The sequence below is a fragment of the Paenibacillus methanolicus genome (assembly GCF_008124765.1).
Lineage (GTDB): Bacteria > Bacillota > Bacilli > Paenibacillales > Paenibacillaceae > Paenibacillus_Z > Paenibacillus_Z methanolicus.
The window spans coordinates 206370-223520 of record NZ_VNHS01000013.1 but is presented as its reverse complement, the minus strand read 5'-3'; the positions used below and the strand labels follow the sequence as shown (position 1 = coordinate 223520).

Annotated in this window: 13 protein-coding genes and 1 pseudogene; all 14 read right to left on the bottom strand. The window is 56.0% G+C overall.

The window, feature by feature from the left end:
- Window positions 1–164: 164 nt before the first annotated feature.
- Window positions 165–1298: a site-specific integrase gene (locus tag BCM02_RS30295; protein ID WP_148932863.1), complete on the bottom strand. Its 1134-nt coding sequence runs from the start codon at window positions 1296–1298 to the stop codon at window positions 165–167.
- A gap of 4 nt (window positions 1299–1302) precedes the next feature.
- Window positions 1303–1566 (bottom strand): hypothetical protein, encoded by a 264-nt coding sequence (locus tag BCM02_RS30290; RefSeq protein WP_148932862.1) that lies wholly within the window; start codon window positions 1564–1566, stop codon window positions 1303–1305.
- 340 nt (window positions 1567–1906) lie between these two features.
- A complete protein-coding gene (locus tag BCM02_RS30285; protein ID WP_187434487.1) occupies window positions 1907–3244 on the bottom strand; it encodes a YhcN/YlaJ family sporulation lipoprotein in 1338 nt (445 codons plus the stop codon).
- 112 nt (window positions 3245–3356) lie between these two features.
- Window positions 3357–3740, bottom strand: coding sequence for a hypothetical protein (locus tag BCM02_RS30280; protein ID WP_148932860.1), 384 nt, complete (start codon window positions 3738–3740; stop codon window positions 3357–3359).
- Between the two features lie 38 nt (window positions 3741–3778).
- A pseudogene (locus BCM02_RS30275) lies at window positions 3779–4039 on the bottom strand (aldo/keto reductase); the annotation flags it as partial.
- 19 nt (window positions 4040–4058) lie between these two features.
- Complete coding sequence (locus tag BCM02_RS30270; protein WP_148932859.1) at window positions 4059–5075, bottom strand: glycoside hydrolase family protein; 1017 nt, start codon at window positions 5073–5075, stop codon at window positions 4059–4061.
- Between the two features lie 100 nt (window positions 5076–5175).
- Window positions 5176–7470, bottom strand: coding sequence for a chondroitinase-B domain-containing protein (locus BCM02_RS30265; RefSeq protein ID WP_148932858.1), 2295 nt, complete (start codon window positions 7468–7470; stop codon window positions 5176–5178).
- A gap of 78 nt (window positions 7471–7548) precedes the next feature.
- Window positions 7549–8679, bottom strand: coding sequence for a glycoside hydrolase family 88 protein (locus BCM02_RS30260; RefSeq protein ID WP_148932857.1), 1131 nt, complete (start codon window positions 8677–8679; stop codon window positions 7549–7551).
- Between the two features lie 21 nt (window positions 8680–8700).
- Entirely contained in the window at window positions 8701–9576 is an 876-nt protein-coding gene (locus BCM02_RS30255) for a carbohydrate ABC transporter permease (RefSeq protein WP_148932856.1), read from the bottom strand.
- Between the two features lie 12 nt (window positions 9577–9588).
- Complete coding sequence (locus BCM02_RS30250) at window positions 9589–10542, bottom strand: ABC transporter permease (protein ID WP_148932855.1); 954 nt, start codon at window positions 10540–10542, stop codon at window positions 9589–9591.
- Between the two features lie 106 nt (window positions 10543–10648).
- Window positions 10649–12322, bottom strand: a complete 1674-nt coding sequence (locus BCM02_RS30245; protein WP_246183616.1) for a type 2 periplasmic-binding domain-containing protein — start codon at window positions 12320–12322, stop codon at window positions 10649–10651.
- Window positions 12323–12496: 174 nt separating this feature from the next.
- Window positions 12497–14851 carry an AraC family transcriptional regulator gene (locus tag BCM02_RS30240; RefSeq protein ID WP_148932854.1) on the bottom strand — a complete coding sequence of 785 codons (2355 nt, stop codon included), beginning with the start codon at window positions 14849–14851 and terminating at the stop codon, window positions 12497–12499.
- A gap of 21 nt (window positions 14852–14872) precedes the next feature.
- The gene (locus BCM02_RS30235) at window positions 14873–16054 is read right to left on the bottom strand and encodes a polysaccharide lyase 6 family protein (protein ID WP_148932853.1); all 1182 of its coding nucleotides are present in this window, start codon (window positions 16052–16054) and stop codon (window positions 14873–14875) included.
- A 190-nt stretch (window positions 16055–16244) separates the two neighbouring features.
- A complete protein-coding gene (locus BCM02_RS30230; RefSeq protein WP_148932852.1) occupies window positions 16245–16955 on the bottom strand; it encodes a metallophosphoesterase family protein in 711 nt (236 codons plus the stop codon).
- Between the last annotated feature and the right edge of the window lie 196 nt (window positions 16956–17151).

The following is a 17151-nucleotide window of genomic DNA, read 5'->3' as shown; positions in this document are numbered from 1 at the left end:
AGGGAGCTTTCACCGCAGACAGAAAAGCCGACCATATTGGCCGGCTGCGATCCGAAGCGTTCACGCTTCAGCGGTGTCCTCTTCTCGATTTCTCACAATACAAATGTACCATGGATATTCCCTAATGCTCATTCAATATCCCGTATATTTTCGGTTTAATTCCTTTACTTTCTCGTGCCGAACAGTAGGTTATCCAGCCCTTTTGCAGCTTCCCCCTGCATATTAGGCATTAAATGCGAGTATCGGTCCAACGTTATTGCCACAGAGGAATGTCCAAGTCTCTCTGAAACAATTTTGATGTGGACCCCTTGCTTCAGGAGCAGGCTTGCGTGCGTATGCCTCAAATCGTGGAATGTGACCCGAGGAGCTTTGGTTTCCCTCATCAGCCTGTTCCAGACCTTTAGTATTCCCCGACCGCTCACGGGCGTTCCAAGACTGGTCGGATTAACGAGATCGTGGTTTTTATACTCACTACCCAACGCGACCCTTTCCTGGACTATCATTTGTCTGTGTTCCTTGAGAACTTTTAAGGTTTCCGGGGAAAGTGTTATAGAACGAACACTGCCTGTGGTCTTCGCACCAGCTACGAGCTTTTTCCCGTTATGTGTAAGAGTTTGTTGAATCCGAAGGACACCAGTTTCAAAATCGATATCTGACCATCGTAGGCCAAGAATCTCGCCTTGACGCATCCCCGTCATAATTGCAAGATAAATCGCCGCGTAATAACGAGTCATCCCTTTTATCTTCTCGAGAAACTCCGCTACATATTCAGGCTCCCAGACCTTCAACTCCCTATGCGGAATCTTTGGCTTCTCTACCGCTCGAGCAACATTTTTTGTAACGAGATCAAGGCGTTCAGCTGCATTGAGAGATGTATTAATTACCGAAATAATACGTCTTATGGATTCAGGTTTCAAACCCTTGTCGTCGATTAGGTGTTGCGTGAAGGATTCAATATGGAATGCCGTGAGTTTATTGAGTGGGATGTCCCCCAATTTTGGGGCAACGTGCACACGAATTATTACCTCATAAAGCTTTTGCGTTTGTGGGGATATGCTTTTCTTTTTCTTTTCGTACCAGTCCCATAGGTATTCCCCAAAGAGCATTTTACTGTTCTCGGTTACTGCGCCAGTATTATTGAATTGGCTCATAACCTCAACCATTGCTCGCTCGGCCTCTTTCTTCGTCTTAAATCCCCGCTGTTTCTTTCTGATCCGCTTCCCGTTCATATCCTTACCTAACTCGACCTCATACCACCAACGATTTTTCTTCAACGTTTTATCTTCATGTACTGGCATATGCTTAAACGCGCCCCTTTTTCACTCTTGTGTATACCCCACCAAACAAAGGCCATCCTTCATCTGTTCTGGTCTCAATGATTTGTTGAACAGAGACCCTGATGTACTGAGTATCATTTCTTACCTCGATCAAATCCGAATCATTCAGAAATAATTGCTCCCCGTTTTTTAGCTGCAGTCCAACGATGCCACCAAGAACAAACATTGTGCCGGTTGTGAAGCCACTGATGATGTCGGCCGTTTCCTTCATATGCTCACTGAGTAGCATCGTATTTACACCTCCAGAAAACACTGTAGCCCAATAATAACACAGCGCCACCAAAATGCCACCAATAACATATTGCTACTCACCAAAATCCCCATAATTAAAGACTTTATTGGAATGTTCCGCTACCCTCAAATGTGTCACCCCTCCTTGCTCGGGATTTTGTGGTCTAACAAGGGCAAGGGATACAGTCAAAATATTGTATGAAAAGGCGAATAGAGTGGTGCGATTGTGCATAAAAATGGGCGCGCGTCACGTCGAAGCGATCTATAACGGCAAAAAGAAGAACCGGCGATCCGCTTGAGCGGAGCCGGTTCTTCTTTACTTATATGCTTGAACTCGATTATCGGTTTCTAATCGCCCGCGCCGGGAATACCCGTTCCGCCATGGCGTTGAACTCGGTGATATAGCCTTGGATCGGATGGCCGAGACGCACGTCTTCGGCATAAGCAGCCATCCGATGGACGAAGTCCGGATTGGACGACACGTACACATGGTTCACGGACGGCGCCATTCGTTTCACTTCCCGTTCGATCCGGGCTTGCAGCTGGCCGTCGATGCGGACCGCGCCGGCGCCCGTCATCGCCATCGGACGCATGGAGCCCCGGCCTCCGCCGCCGTACATATCGTAATCGATGCTGTTCTGATACCCGATCGACATGCCGCGGCCCAATTCCCCGCCATAAGGCCGGACGGTCGTCGCGCCGCTGGTGGTGTTGCCGCGTTGGGCAGGATGGGTAAACCGCGATCGATCGCGCATAATATCCATAGCCCGGCTATTCATGCGGCGTCCCCGCTCCATCTGGGCTTCCATCGTGGATTCGCGATCGTTACGGACGACCCCCGCCCCGTTCGATGGCGTGCCCGTAGCAGCGGAACGCATGCCGACGGCGCGATCGTTCGCCACATTCTTGTTATTCATGGCGTCATACTGCATGCGGTCGCCGATCCGGTTCAGTTCGCCGGTGCTCTGCAGCATTTCCGCGTAATTCGAGAGCCCCATCGCGTCGCGGAACGTATGCGCATAGGTGCGCGGTCCGACGGTATTCATCGTTCCCGAGGTCTTCGCGCGCACCCCCATGCGATTGACCGACTGGCGGCTGAATTTCGTGCTGTCGTAGCTTTTCCGGCCGTCGAACCGGCTCGCTCTCGTGCTCTGGGTCATGCCGGAGAAATTGGAATTGCCCATCGTATCGCCGAACGGGTGGGCATAAGCACGCGTGCGGTCTTCCGTACGCGCATGCGCCGAAGGCGGCAAATAAGCCATGTCGGTGCGGGACAGCGGACGCATGGACGATTGCCCGATCGATTTGGCGCTCATCCCCCGCGATTCCTTGCCGTCGATCGCGACGTAGGCGTTCGAGTTCGTCAGCATGACGTAGGCCGTTCCTACTCCGGAGAGCGAGGAGAGGCGCTCCGCGATGTTCGTATCCAGTTCCAGTCGATAATTGCGGTGGGACCCGATGATGTTGTTGCTGTTCAAACGGCGGCCGTTCATCCGGTTCTGCTCGTTCAGCTGATCGTTCGCGAAAAATCGGACGTGCATGTTGCCATTGCCGTCCTCGCGGACGCTTTGCTGGCGGATATTCCGGTTGCCCAGCTCGCCATGATTGTCGGAACAGCCGACGATGACCGTGCTGAACATGGCGCCGGCGGCAAGCAATAACCATTTGCGCTGCATGAACCATCCTCCATTCGTATGATCGAGCATGCTTTTTGCCCGATTATAGCGTTCGCCGAAGCCGGAGGGGCTATGCTGTTACATTTAACCGCCGATGCAAACCGCGTCGGGATCAATCGCGTTCGGCTTGTCGCGGTTCCTTCTTGACCGGAAGCTTGATCGTCGTCCTCGTTCCGCTCGCGGCAGCCCTATTCGTATAATGGACAAGCGCCTGCGTCCGCAAGTAGTCGCTCGCGCTCGTCTCCGATTCCCTGCTCTCCGCGCGAGAGGCGAGAAATTCGTCCAAGGCGTCGCGCTGCGGCATATCGCCATATTCCGTGTGCCCATCTTCCGAATGTACGGCAATGCTGCCATTACGGAGTAAGAGGACTCCCTTCGTTCCTTCAATATGCCAATCGCCGCACCATGGGGTCATCGGCCCTCTGGTTGCGATCGTCGATGAATAATGGACCGGAATGCCTCCCTCTAGCTCGATAATCGCCATCGCCTGAAGCACGGCGCCCGCCTCCCGCCAACCGCCGGACGGATTGAAGCGGCAAAATCCCGGCGCCACAATTGTCCGAACGACTCCTCGGCGGAGCCGGGCGGCGGCCCGTAATTGTTCGCCAGGTCAAAATGGGTGATGCCAAGGTCGAAAGCGCGGCGCAGCATGAGCCTGCCATTCTCCATCGCGTCCCCGCCGCCAAAATTATGCCACAGCCCCAACGAAATCGCCGGCAGCTTCAGTCCGATTCTTCCGCAGCGATTATACGTCATCGTCGCATAACGCTCGTGTGAAGCCGCGTAGTTGCTCATCTATAAGTCACCTCGCGTATCATGGCTTTAAAGGAATCACCATGTTCCATGTGTCACAAGCGTCCATAAAACCGTCGCGCCCGTCCGAGACGGCCGCGAACAAATGAGTCGGCTTGCCGTTCTGGAATAACAGGAACGGGCGCTCCAGATTGCCCAGCGTCTGCACCGTGCCGTCATCCCAACGCACCGTCCGGGAATAGCCTTGCGGCTGCGCGTGCAAGCGCCATGTCAGCCCATCCGGCGACATGGCGCGGATGCCGCCGTATTTCTCTCCGCATAAATGTCCTTCCATGTCTTTGGCGATCAAATGGTATCCTTCGGCCGTGTGCCAAATGAACGGGTCTTCGATATGAAATTTCTCGGGAGGAAACACCGGCTCGTCGCTCAGCACCCGATACGGCCCCGAGTAATGGTCGGCATGCGCGACGCCGATCGTCATGCCGCCGTGCAGGTTGCCTTCGTAGCGGCGCGCCTTGTAGATCAGCAGCACGGAACCGTCCTCCCGGACGCACGGCGCCGGATTGGAGGTCAAGAAGCTGTCGAATCGGCCGGGACGCGTCGGCAATAGCGGTTCATCCGCTCTGCGCCACGGACCGAATACGCTGTCCGCGATCGCCAGGCCAACCCGTTTGTTCGACCGCGCCACGATGCATTGCGGATCGGTTAACCCGAAACTCCCGGGCGGCTCCGGATCGCCTAGCGGGTGGGTCGAGCCCGTATAGTACAGCAAATATTTGTTGCCGTGTTTCACGATATGGGGGTTGTGCGTGCAGCGTCCGTCCCAGTATTCCGCTCCCCTCGCCGGCAGCGCCACCTCGCGGAACCGGTACGGTCCCTCGGGCGTATCCGAGTCCGCTCTGACGATCTCCGAAGCCGTCATCCAGCCGGGGTGCATCGGCAGCGTCTTCGGCCAGCGCGAGGCAAACATATGGAATCTGCCGTCCTCTCCTTGCACGACGGAACCGCACCATATCCAATACCCATCCATGCGGAAGCCGCCGTAGCGCGGAGCCGGCAGCAAGTCGCTAGTATGCATATCCCTTCACCTCTCTTATGCCAGTTGCTCTACACAGCTATGGTTCGAAATAGCCATGCCGGCGGAACGACCGCCGGCATGGCTCCCGTCTCTATCGCATCTAAGGCGTGTTTAGCCCCACATCGCCGGCCGTTAGCGGCCGATTCAGGAGAGGCGCGCCGGAATATTCATCCGCCCCGACATCCGTCGTCGCCCGCATTTGGCCGTCGATATCCGCCTGTACGAACGCGTAGGTTCCCACCGCGGCGTTAATCGCAGGGCTGGTCACGGATAGCTTCTGGATACCGCCCGCCGTCGTCAGCAGCGGATCGATGTTTCGGATCTGCGCCGAGCTGCGCGATACGTTGCTGATGGTGCTGCCATATCCGATGTTGCCCTGGAACAGCGTGTTCGTCGTCGCCGCCTCGTAATAAAGCGTGCCGGCGCCGTTGCGCACGATATTGTTCGCCACGACGGAATCCTGCGGCGCATACGCCTTGCCCGAGCCGATGACGATGCCGGTCGTGCTGTTTACGATCGTGTTATTGACGATGAGCGCCCGGTACACTTTCCATTGCTTGCGCAATTCTTCGACCGTCGGGTTCGGAGGGGAACCGGCGGTACCGCCGTCGAAGTCGCCGTTCGGCAAATAGATGGCTTCGCCGGTCAAATTCTCGAAGTAATTGTTGTAAATCTTGTGATCATTGCCGAACATCCGGATGCCTTCCTGATCCGTCTCCGCGCCGTCCCCGAGGAAGAAGTTGCCGTATACGCTGTTGTTATGGCCGTGCCGCAGCGTCAAGCTGCCCTTCGACGTGCGGAACGTATTGAAGCGCAGCGTGTTGCTACTGCTCTTGACCGATACGATCTCCGGTTCGCCGTCGCAATTCTCGAATACGTTGTACTGGACCGTATTATAGCCGTGCGAGAGCGTGAGACCGGACAAGCCGAGTCGGATTGTCTCTTTTCCGTTGTCTACCCATGGGCCGACATCATGGAAATAGTTGTATTCGATGATATCGTATTGCGAAATTTGCCCCGTGCCGTTCTCTCCTTCGTAAGCGATCAGCGGGCTGGTGTCGCTCTTCGGCCCGAAGTCGTTGCGGTCGATGCGGTTATGATGGCTGTTCGCCCCCCGCACCTGCAGCCACATCAGGTCGCCGCCCGAGCTTGGCAGCGCGAACGTATTGCGAGTTACCCGCACATGATGCGAGCCTTCCAACACCACGGCGCCATTGGTCGTGTTCGTAAACCTTAATCCGTCCAGCGCCACATGCGAGGCATTCTCAATGCGGAAACCCGAAGCGCCCGAGATAATGGCCTGGCCGCGGTTTTTCGCTTTAATGACGATCGGCGCGCTCGCGGTGCCGTTTTTGTTCAGCACGGCGAACGGGCTCGCGTTCGAATACGTGCCGTTGGCCAGCACGATCGTTCGGCCCGCCGAAGCGGTTGCCAGCTCGGCAGCCAACTGCGCGGACGTGCTCACTTCGACGACCGTTCCTTCGCTGCCGACGCCGCTTGAAGCGCTCCCGTAAATTTCGACCTCGGCAAAGCTGTTCCAGGCGTTCGCCGAGTTGCCGTGACCGACGATACGAACGTACCGGACAGGGGCAACGTCGGCAAAATCAAACGTCTGCAAACCATTGCTCAAACCGCTGACCGCTCCCGCAAGAACCGTGCTGAAATTATAGCCATCGTAGGAGGTCTGGATATCGAAGGTGAACGCGCGTTCCGCCCCGTTGGTGAAGGCGATCTTCACGTATTCCGCCCGTTTGCTCGATCCAAGGCCGTATTGGACCCATTCGCCGTCGCCAATCGCCGACCAACGCGTGCCGGGATCGCCGTCGATCGTATGCGCGACGATATTGCCGTCATCTCCGCTGGCCATCAGCTGCGGCACGGTAATCGCCAGCTTGCTTGCGCCAGTCGGAGGGCTGCTCGCGGTGCCGTACAGCTCGACTTCCGTATAGCTGTTCCACAGGTTGGAGGAATTGCCGTGCCCGACGATTCGCACATAGCGGGCAGGATCGACGTCCGGGAAATCGAAGGTTTGGAGGCCTTCCGCAAGGTTGCTCGTAACGCCGCTGCTGACGGTCGTGAAGGCGGAACCGTCCGTAGACGTCAGAATATCAAACGTAGACGTGCGGCTGGATCCATTCAGAAAAGCAATTTTGATAGCGGACACGTTGCGGTTGACGCCCAAATCGTACTGAATCCATTGCCCGTCGCCGCTCGCCGACCAGCGCGTGCCGAAATTGCCGTCCACCGTGTTGGCCGGCACGTTGCCGTCATGTCCGCTCGCCGTCACGCCGGAGCCGGCAATGGCGAACTTCGCATCGGCTGCCCCCGCCGCTCCCGGTAGTAACGCGAACAGCATACAGAACACGATCAAGCACGTCATGCTTTTGGTTTTCATGATTCATTCCTCATCCTTTCCGTTATGAATTGATGGTTGTTGAATCATTCCCTTCGACCCGTCCGCACCTCCCCTCACTCAAAAAACGCGCCGGCTCCAGCCTTGGCTCTTCGCCAACGCTTCGATATAGTAATAGTCGCCGTAAATCAGCGAGACGTTGATGTTGGAATTAACCGGCTTATGTCCGGTCGCGCCGAGCAGGATGCCTTCATACGCCGGCTGGTCAAGCGTGCTGTAGTTGTTCGACAGCGAGCGCAGGATGCGCGTGGCCGCGCGCTGATATAAAGCGGCTTCCTCGGGCGCCACCTGCGACGCGATATCGATCAGACCGGATGCCGCGCAGCTGGCCGCCGAGGTGTCGCGCGGTTCGTCCGTCAAGTCGGCCGCCGCGCGAAAATCCCAATGCGGCACGTCATCTTCCGCCAATGCGCTGATGAAATAATGCGCCACCCGCTTCGCGGCGTTCAAGTAACGCGCTTCGCCCGTATAGCGGTAAGCGCAGCTCATCCCGTAGAGCGCCCACGCTTGGCCCCGCGACCAGGACGATTGCGGCGCGAAACCCTGCCCGCCGTCATAACGCTCCACCGCGCCCGTCTCCGGATCGAAAATGACGATATGATGCACCGAGCCGTCGTCGCGGATGAACGAGCGAAGCACCATATCCGCATGAGCGACCGCAATATGCTTGAAGCGCGGATCGTCGCTCTCTTCGCTCGCCCAGAACAGAAGCGGCAAATTCATCATCGAATCGATGATCGACCACCCCGTCTGATTGCGGGGCCAGGCTCGAATAAACTGTCCGGCCGGGTTGTACCGGCCCGCCAGATAGTTGGCGGCGAATAGCCCGCGCCGCCGGGCGTCCGGGTCGCCGGTCAGCTTGTAGCGGATCACCGACGTCGGCAGGAACTGAAAGCCGACATCGTGGTGGAAATGGTTCTCCCGCAGGTAACATTGCTCCATGCGTTCGTCCCAAGGTTCCGCTGCCTCCCGATAACGCTGCTCGCCGGTCATATCGTACATAATCCACAACATCCCCGGCCAGAAGCCCGAAATCCACTGGTCCACTTTGATCTGGTCATATTTGCCCGCTGCCGAAACATGCGGCGCTTCGGTCCAGCCCGCTTCGATCATGCGATCGACTTTCAACTTCGCTTTAAACCACCAAGCCGACAGCTCGGTCGGGTGCAGCTTCGCGTGTGCCTGGCTCATCTTTTGAATTCCACCTTTCTCCTAACCTTTGATCGCGCCGATCAAGGCGCCTTTCACGAAATACTTTTGCAAGAACGGGTATACGAAGAAAACCGGAAGCGTCGCGACCATAATGGTGGCGTATTTCAACGTCTCGCCCAATATGATGATCTCATCCTGGGATGCGCCCTCCGCCATGGCGTTCGCCTCGCCGATAATCAAGATTTCGCGCAGAATCAGCTGCAGCGGATACAGCGACCGATCCTGCAGGAAGATCATGGCATTAAACCACGAGTTCCAGTGGCTTACCCCGTAATACAAGCCCACCACGGCAAGCACCGGTTTGCAGAGCGGCAGGAAGATGCGGAACAGAATGCCAAAGTCGTTGGCGCCGTCGATCTTGGCCGATTCTTCCAGCGCGTCCGGCACCGCCTCGAACGACGTCCGCATAATAATGAGGTTAAACGCGCTAATGGCGGTAGGCAGAATCAGCGCCCACAGCGTGTCCGCGATGCCTAAGCCTTTGACCAGCAAGTAGAACGGAATCAAGCCCCCGCCGAAAAACATCGTGAACACGATAAACAACGTCAGCTGCTTGCGGTAACGCAGCGTTTTTCTAGACAAGGCGTAGGCGGCGAACGAAGTGAGCAGCAAATTGAGCGCCACGCCCACAACGACGATGAATAACGTGTTGCGGTAGCCGAGCAGAATCATCGGGTTGCTGAATACCGCTTCGTAGGTATCAAGCGAGAAGCCGAGCGGCTTCCACAGGATGCCTTTATGCGCCATCATCTGCGCCGGTTCGCTGAATGAAGCAAATGCCACGTAGAGGATCGGGTACATCGTTGCCAACATGAGCGCGGACAAAAACAGCGTGTTGCACACTCGGAATATGCGTTCACCCAAGCTTACTCGCATGCGAACCCTCCTCTACCACAAGCCCGTATTGTTCAACTTCCGGCTGATCCAGTTGGAGCCGACGACGAGCGCGAAGTTGATGACGGAGTTGAACAATCCGACGGCGGAGCTGAAACTGTATTGAAAATCTTGCAGCCCGATCCGGTACACGTACGAGGAAATGACATCCGCCGTCACATACGTGGTCGGGTTGTACAGCAGAATGACTTTCTCGAAGCCGACGCTCATAATTCGGCCGATGTCCAGGATGAGCAAGATCATGAAGACGGGCATCAGCCCGGGCAGCGTCACGTGAAACATCTGCTTCCAGCGTCCGCCCCCGTCGATCTTGCAAGCTTCGTATTGCTCGGGATCGATCGCGGACAGCGCGGCCAAATAAATGATGGTCCCCCAGCCTACATGCTGCCAAATATTCGACGAAACGAAGATCGTCCGGAAATAAGACGGCTCCAGCAGCATCGTCACGCGCTCGCCGCCGAAAAAAGCGATGATATCGTTGATGACGCCGTCGCTGCTCGTGAAATCCTTGATCACGCCGCATATAATGACGAGCGAAATAAAATGCGGCAAATACGTGATCGTCTGCACCGAGCGCTTGAACAGCGCATGCTTCACCTCGTTTAGCAGCAAGGCCAGAATAAGCGGAGCGGGAAAACCGAATAGCAGATCGTACAAGCTAATCATCAACGTGTTTTTTAACACCCGCCAAAAGTACATGCCGCCGAAAAAGTCTTTGAAATGCGCCAGTCCCGCCCAGTCGCTGCCCCCGATTCCAAGCCGGGGGTTAAAATCCTTGAACGCGATAATCGCGCCGTACATCGGAAAATAATGAAAAATAACGAAATAGGCCAAAACCGGCGTAAGCATGATATACAAATACTTGTTCTTCACGATGTCTGTCGCGATATGATGCGGCAGACGCCCGGCATGCGCGACTTTGCTGCGTCCCGGCTTCAATCGAGCCATCACCTATTCCTCCTATCCGCATGCGGCATCAATCGGCAGGGGATGGCCCGCGCCATTCCCCTGCTCCCGCGGCGGCTTGCGGCCTGCCGACGGACGATGTGAAGCGTTATCTGTCGTTGTAGCGATCCAAGGCGCCCTGGTAGATCGCGATGACATCGCGAATGCCCATTTCTTCCAGCTGCTTGACGAAGCCGTCGAACTTGTCAAGCGGCTCGTTGCCCATAATGAATTTGATGAACATTTCTTCCAAATACGTGTTGATCGCCGTCATCGTCTGCGCGACCTTCTTGCTCTCGTCTACGGTAGGCGTAATGAACGCGGGCATGATATGTTTCGCCGCATCGGTCTCCGACCAAATCCGGACCGCCTCGTCCTGCTGCGGGAAGGTGTTGGTCGATTTGAGCTCATGCATCGGATATGGACCGTTCGGAACCGTATATTGGGCCAACATCTGCTGCGACGTGTACTTGTCGTTCTTCACGATCATATCGGTAAATTTCGGAACGCCGTTAACCAGGGTGTAGCTTTCGCCTTCGACGCCGAAGTTGTACAGCAGGGTTCCTTGCTCGCTGAACGCGAAGTCCAGCCATTTGACGATCGTTTCCAAGTCTTTGGCCGATGTCGTCACGGCCGCGCTCGCTTTCGGGTTATATTTGAAATCGCGCTGTCCGGTGAACGGTTTGTCGCCTGCTTTCAATACCGGATAAGGAGCCGCCACGAGATCAAACGCCGGATTTTGGGCTTTGCCCGACTCCAGCCATTTGCCCATGCCGCCGCCAAGCAAGGAAACCGTCGCGCCGGACTCGCCGTTTAGCATCCGCTTATCCAGCGTGTTGCGCTCGACGATCGGGAAGTCTTTATCGATCAGCCCTTCGGAATACCACTGGCGGAACAACGTCATGACATCCTTGTATTGCGGATCGAGCGGGCCGTATTTCACCTTGCCTTCGTCGTCCAGATAGAAGCCGTGCGACGTTTTATACGCGCCGAAGAACGCGTCCTGCAGGTTCATTTTGCCGGCGTATTGCGCCGTCAGCGGGGCTACCGCGCCTTTCTTCTCTTTGAACGCCGTCAGAACCGAGTGCCAATCGTCTACCGTCACAGGCGCCTGCAGCCCCAGCTCATCCAGCCAGTCTTTGCGCAGCATCGGTCCGCGGAAGACGACGCCTTCCGAGTTGCGCACCATCGGGAAAGCGTAATATTGGCCGCTGTCGGTTTTCACCATCTTATCCAGCTCCGGATCGGCTTCGAGCATCTTCTTCAGGTTAGGCGCGTATTGGTCGATCAAATCGTTCAGCGGCACGATAACGCCGTCCGCGATCGCCTTCTCCGGTCCGCCCGGATAGATGCTCCAGTCATACTCCAGCACGTCCGGCAGCTTGCTGGAAGCGAGCAGCAAATTGAACTGCTCTTCCGCTTGACCGTCGGTCGGGTGGATGTAGGTCACTTTCACGCCGGTCGCATCCGCGATAGCCTTGCCGATCGGCGCCTCCGCCAGATTCGTCGCAAAGGTAATCAGGTTGCCGTTAATGGGCGCCCAGTACGAGAACGTATCTTGGGTATTCATCGGATACGCCGGCTGATCCCCTCCCTCGCCGCCTTTGCTTTCGCCCGTGCCGCCCGCATTGCCGACGGCGCTTGGCGTCGGCTCCGTCTTGTCCTTGCTGCCGGCGTCCCCGTTATTGCCGGAGCATGCGGTTAACAACAAGGACAGTAGCATTGCGATCCCCATTGCGAGCTTCAGCCGTATGCGCATCTTGCCGTCGCGATTGTTTGCCATTGTGCCCCTCCGTTCTATTCGCCTCGAATATGTTGGTGTGAATACGCTTCCATCGTAACGCCGATTTGCCGCCGTCAACCATTGTCAAAACCTAAAATAGACCGCAATTCCTCAAAAATAAGAGCAGCAAAACCGCAAGTTTACCGCTATTTCTTGCAAAGAAAAGCCCGAGAGCTACTTGACTTCCCTGTAGCGCCCGGGCGTGATTCCTTCGAATTTTTTGAAGATGCGGTGGAAGGTATTCACGTCGTGATAACCGACCATCAGCGAGATTTCGCCGACCGTATATTTCTCGCCGCTAAGCAGCAATTTGGCCTTTTCCAGCCGCGTCTTGTTAATGTAGTCGAGCAGCGATTCGCCGGCGAATTCCTTGAACAGCTTGGAAATATACGAGGGCGCCATGGAGAATGCTTCCCCGATCGTCGAAATGTTCAGGTTCTCGTCTTGGTAATAATCGTTCACGTATTTCATGACCTTATCGATCAACGGATTGCTGCTGTACAGGCGGTTATCGTTCACATAGCCGCACAGAAGCTCCACCATGTCGTACAGCTGGCCGCGCATCTCCCCTACCGTCTGGCATTGCACCAGCCGTTCGATGGCGCGCACGCCGTCCGGCACATCCGGCTTGCCCACGATGCGGATTTCGCCGATCGCTTTTTGCAGCGTGGCCATCAGGTCGAACATGAGGCATTTGGCCGTATGAAGAGAAAACGGCTCCGAAGTCACGTTCTTCTGGATAATTTCCCCGACGAACGCTTTCGCCTTGTCGAGCTGGCCTTCGCGCACCATTATAATCAATTGCTGCTCCGCCTGGAGCGGGTAGAAATAGCCGCCCGGAGCGGCCCCTTTGCCTTCTCCGCCGCTTAGGTCCCCATAATGAATCATGCCTCCGCTGCCCGCCACGATCCGGTATTCCATCGCCTCGACCGCTTCCTGGAACGCCTGGAAGATGCCATATTCGCCTACCTGCTGCGCGCTGATGGCGGCGGTCAACTGGACATGCGCATAATCGGATATGAACGACATCGTTTCTTCCGCGATGCGCGCAAGCTCCGCCCGCTGCTCCGCCGGCGATGCCAGCCGATGGTTGACGATGCAGCCGAGCAATTCCCGGTCCAGCTCGACCGCGTAGGCGTGGGCGGACTTTCGCGCGACCTCCAAGGCCACGTTGGCGATCAGAAATTGCAGCAGCCGCTTGTTAGGCACCTGATCTTCATCCGTCCGATGGAACTTGCCGAAGTGCTCAATGCGCAGCAGGATAACCGAAAAGCCGTCCTGCGGGAAGCGCAGGTCATAGGCCGAGAACGATTCACGCAGCGGAATATGGCTGTCGAGCTGCCCCTTCAGCAGCCGCTGCAAGAAGTAAGATCGGAGCGTATTGTTATGCTGATTCAACTTGTTATGTAGTTCCTCCTTCTCATGGAAGGTGCTGCTCAGCGCCTGCTCGAGGAAGGAGTATTCATTGGATCCGCGATCGAAGGTAACGCCGGCTTTGAACGACAAGCTCTGGATTAGCGCATGGATCGGCAGATAGTTCCGTTTGAGCAGCCAATACGTCACGCCCCCGCCAACAAGGAGGCATAGCAGGATGCTGGCGATCGTCAACTGCTCGACCACGTTCATCTTCCGGTGATAGACGTCCGCCGGCAGCGTCATGACATATTTCCATCCGGTAATGGAAGAGGTCGCGTAGGATGCGACAAGCCGGCGGCCGCCGGCGTCGATCTCCAATTGCCCCGATTGTTCCGGCATATCGCCGTATTGTACGGCAGGTTCCGCCAGCGACTCGTCCGTAGACGCTATGAATCGGTTGTCTTCATTCAGTATGTGGATGGTGCCTTCCTCCGGCACCGACGCTTGCGCGAGCAGCTTGTCGCGGTCGATCATGAACAGCAAGACGGCGCCGCGCTGATTCATGATCGAGGACGTCACGTTCTGGGCATACATGACCGTAGGCCGCCACTCGTTCTGTTCCGACACCACGACCGAGCGGTAGCCTTTAATGTACCATTGGTCCAAATATTCTCGGAACGACCGGAGCGGCATATGCTCTTCGAGACGGATATGGTCATATAACCCTTCGCTGTCCATGCGGTTGTTGCTGGAGATGACCGTATCGCTATTGATGTAGTACACGTAAATGCCTTCCAGAAAATCGTTCGCCATCTCATACACGCGCAAATCATTGGCGATTTGGTAGATTTCGTAGTGGTCCGAATCGGACAGCGCGGCATCGGCTTTCATGAATGCGGCGATTCGCCGGTTGAGGCTCACCTCGAGGCTCAAGCTCTCGATCCCTTTGAACTGGCTATCTATGGCTTGCTCCATTTGCTGAAGAATGGATTGGTTGGCACGGTTCATTTCGGCCTTTACAACGTTTAGGGTCGCGCCGTAGATAACGCCGCTGATCAGAATGGGCACGAGCAGCACCGAGACGTAAGAAAGCATCCAAGTCAGGAATACGCTGCGATTTTTGTGCCGGAGCGGCTTTAGATAGTTGGTCCATCGGTTTCGAGTTTGGGCCATAGGCTCTCCTCCAAGTTCGCATTAGTCGGAGTCGGGACCGACGTCCGTTCTTGTCAGAATAACCGGACGTCGAATATCCGCGACATCCGTATCGTGATTGTTGATACATACCGCCGAAGACGGCCGGTATTCATAGATGGTCGGCTGCCCATTCCCGCATACCCGATTGTAAGCGATTACACTTTGTTTCGGGGCATACGGAACCCGCTTGCCGAGCGTAATGCCGTGGCGGCAATTGACAATCGTGTTGTTCACGACGTGCGCGCGATAGACGCGCCAATGCTTCCTCAGTTCCTCCGGCGTCGGCGCCTCGGGATAGCCGTCCGGCCCGCCATCGTAGTTGCCGCCGTCGATGAGCAGCGCATCCAACGTCAAGTTTTCCATATAATTATCGGCAATGTGATGATCGTTGCCATAAATGCGAAACCCGCCCATCTCTTCCTTCACGCCATCGCCGATAAATGCATTATGGTGAAATCGATTGCCATGACCGTGGCGAGCGGTCACTTGGCCGGCGGAGTTCAGGAAGGTGTTGTAGCGGATGGTATTGTAACCGCTTTTGACCGAGATAATCTCGGGCTCTCCGTCGCAATTCTCGAATAGGTTGTGTTGAATCGTACAATACCCGTTCGAGAGCGAGATGCCGGACAAGCCAAGCCGGATCGCTTCCAGACCGTTAACGACGCGCGGGCCGATATGGTGAAAGTAATTGTATTCGATGACATCATGCTGCGAGATTTGTTTCCCGTCGCCATCGAAGATGACGAGCGGTCCGGGGTCGGCCTTCGGGCCGAACGCGTTGCGTTCGATCCGGTTCCAGCCGCTGCCGCTCCCCATCACGGACAACAGGCTGTACGCTTCTCCAACCTGTCTGGGCTCGAATAGGTTCCGCGCAATCCTCGCATGCCGCGAACCGTCCAGCACGATGGATTCGCGCCGTTCGACCTGGAACCGCAGCCCCCATACTTCGACGTAAGCGGAGTTCAAGATGCGTATACTGGATTCGCCGGCGATCGTCGCTTTCCCTTTATTTTCCGCGCGGATGGTTAATATGGCGGTGTCCGATCCCGCTTTGCCCTCCACGATATAGTCTTCATTCCGCTCGTAAACGCCGTCCGCCAACAGGATGGAGGAACCCGGCTCCGCTCCGCCAATGGCTGCCGCCAGCTCGTCGCTATTCGATACCCGATAAATGGAAGTCATCTTCCCACCTGCTCCCTATAGAATAGGCGGATATGCTCCCGCAGCTTTCTGCAGGTTCATATCCGCAACTTCAACATCTCTAGTATGAAAGATCCGGTTCCCGGGCCATAGTGTAAAAAAATAAAGCCATCATAAAAATGTAAACTAAAGGCGCAAAAGCGCGTTAATACTTGCCTTGCAGCCCGCCCACCTATCCGAAAAAGAAGTGCGCCGTCTTCAAATCCGCTTCCTTCAACCGCAATGCGCGCGCCGCTTCGAGCAGGGGCGCGCGGTCGTAAGCAAGGCTTTTCATCGAGATCGCGCCATCCGTAATCGTGATGTAATGCGCTTCTTTCGACGGATCGTCGCGACGGCGGTAAGACACGCTTCCCGGATTCAGCCATAGCGCGGCGTCGCTCAAATAATGCGCGCATCTGCGGTGCGTATGTCCGAAAATGATGCGGCGTTCGCCCGCGGTCCCGGATGCGCCGCCGCTCCGTTCCGCCCAGAAGGCGTCGTACTTGGGCAAGCTGTCGATCGTCAAATAGTCGTCGTACAGATGCTGCATGATGTAGCTGCGGCCATCCATCTCGAAGGCACGGCAGACCGGCATGCGCTCGAGAAAGGAAATTTCCGCTTCGCCGAGCAGCCTTGCATTGCAATGCGCCCACTTGAGCTCGTCCTCCGCCACGTTGCGACCGCCATTACCGTTGCGGTACAGGTCGATAATAATGTCGTCGTGGTTGCCGCGAACGCAAATCGCCTCGTGCTTGCGTACCCATTCGATGGCTTCCCGAGGCAAGGGACCGTAGTCGACCAGATCTCCCGCGCAATAAATGAAGTCATAATCCGGCTCTGCTTTGCGGATCGCTTCCAGCGCATAGACGTTGCTGTGAATATCCGAAATAATTAAAGCTTTCATTGATTGGTTCAACTCCCCTGCCAATTCTCAATCGCACTCCCCCTCCTTTGTATAAAAACAGGGAACTTTGAGCAATCGTCAAAAGCTAAAACCACTCTCAATATTCCGATTTCCTGACCGCAATCGCTCGATCGGGCATCAAATCCTATAAGCCGGATCCAATCCAAACCGATCGCCCGGTTCAACGTTGACAGCG

Excerpts from the sequence above, each read along its gene's own strand:
- BCM02_RS30295 (WP_148932863.1), bottom strand. The coding sequence starts at position 1,298 with ATGCCAGTACATGAAGATAAAACGTTGAAGAAAAATCGTTGGTGGTAT.
- BCM02_RS30290 (WP_148932862.1), bottom strand. The coding sequence starts at position 1,566 with ATGCTACTCAGTGAGCATATGAAGGAAACGGCCGACATCATCAGTGGC.
- BCM02_RS30285 (WP_187434487.1), bottom strand. The coding sequence starts at position 3,244 with ATGCAGCGCAAATGGTTATTGCTTGCCGCCGGCGCCATGTTCAGCACG.
- BCM02_RS30270 (WP_148932859.1), bottom strand. The coding sequence starts at position 5,075 with ATGCATACTAGCGACTTGCTGCCGGCTCCGCGCTACGGCGGCTTCCGC.
- BCM02_RS30265 (WP_148932858.1), bottom strand. The coding sequence starts at position 7,470 with ATGAAAACCAAAAGCATGACGTGCTTGATCGTGTTCTGTATGCTGTTC.
- BCM02_RS30260 (WP_148932857.1), bottom strand. The coding sequence starts at position 8,679 with ATGAGCCAGGCACACGCGAAGCTGCACCCGACCGAGCTGTCGGCTTGG.
- BCM02_RS30255 (WP_148932856.1), bottom strand. The coding sequence starts at position 9,576 with ATGCGAGTAAGCTTGGGTGAACGCATATTCCGAGTGTGCAACACGCTG.
- BCM02_RS30250 (WP_148932855.1), bottom strand. The coding sequence starts at position 10,542 with ATGGCTCGATTGAAGCCGGGACGCAGCAAAGTCGCGCATGCCGGGCGT.
- BCM02_RS30245 (WP_246183616.1), bottom strand. The coding sequence starts at position 12,322 with ATGGCAAACAATCGCGACGGCAAGATGCGCATACGGCTGAAGCTCGCA.
- BCM02_RS30240 (WP_148932854.1), bottom strand. The coding sequence starts at position 14,851 with ATGGCCCAAACTCGAAACCGATGGACCAACTATCTAAAGCCGCTCCGG.
- BCM02_RS30235 (WP_148932853.1), bottom strand. The coding sequence starts at position 16,054 with ATGACTTCCATTTATCGGGTATCGAATAGCGACGAGCTGGCGGCAGCC.
- BCM02_RS30230 (WP_148932852.1), bottom strand. The coding sequence starts at position 16,955 with ATGAAAGCTTTAATTATTTCGGATATTCACAGCAACGTCTATGCGCTG.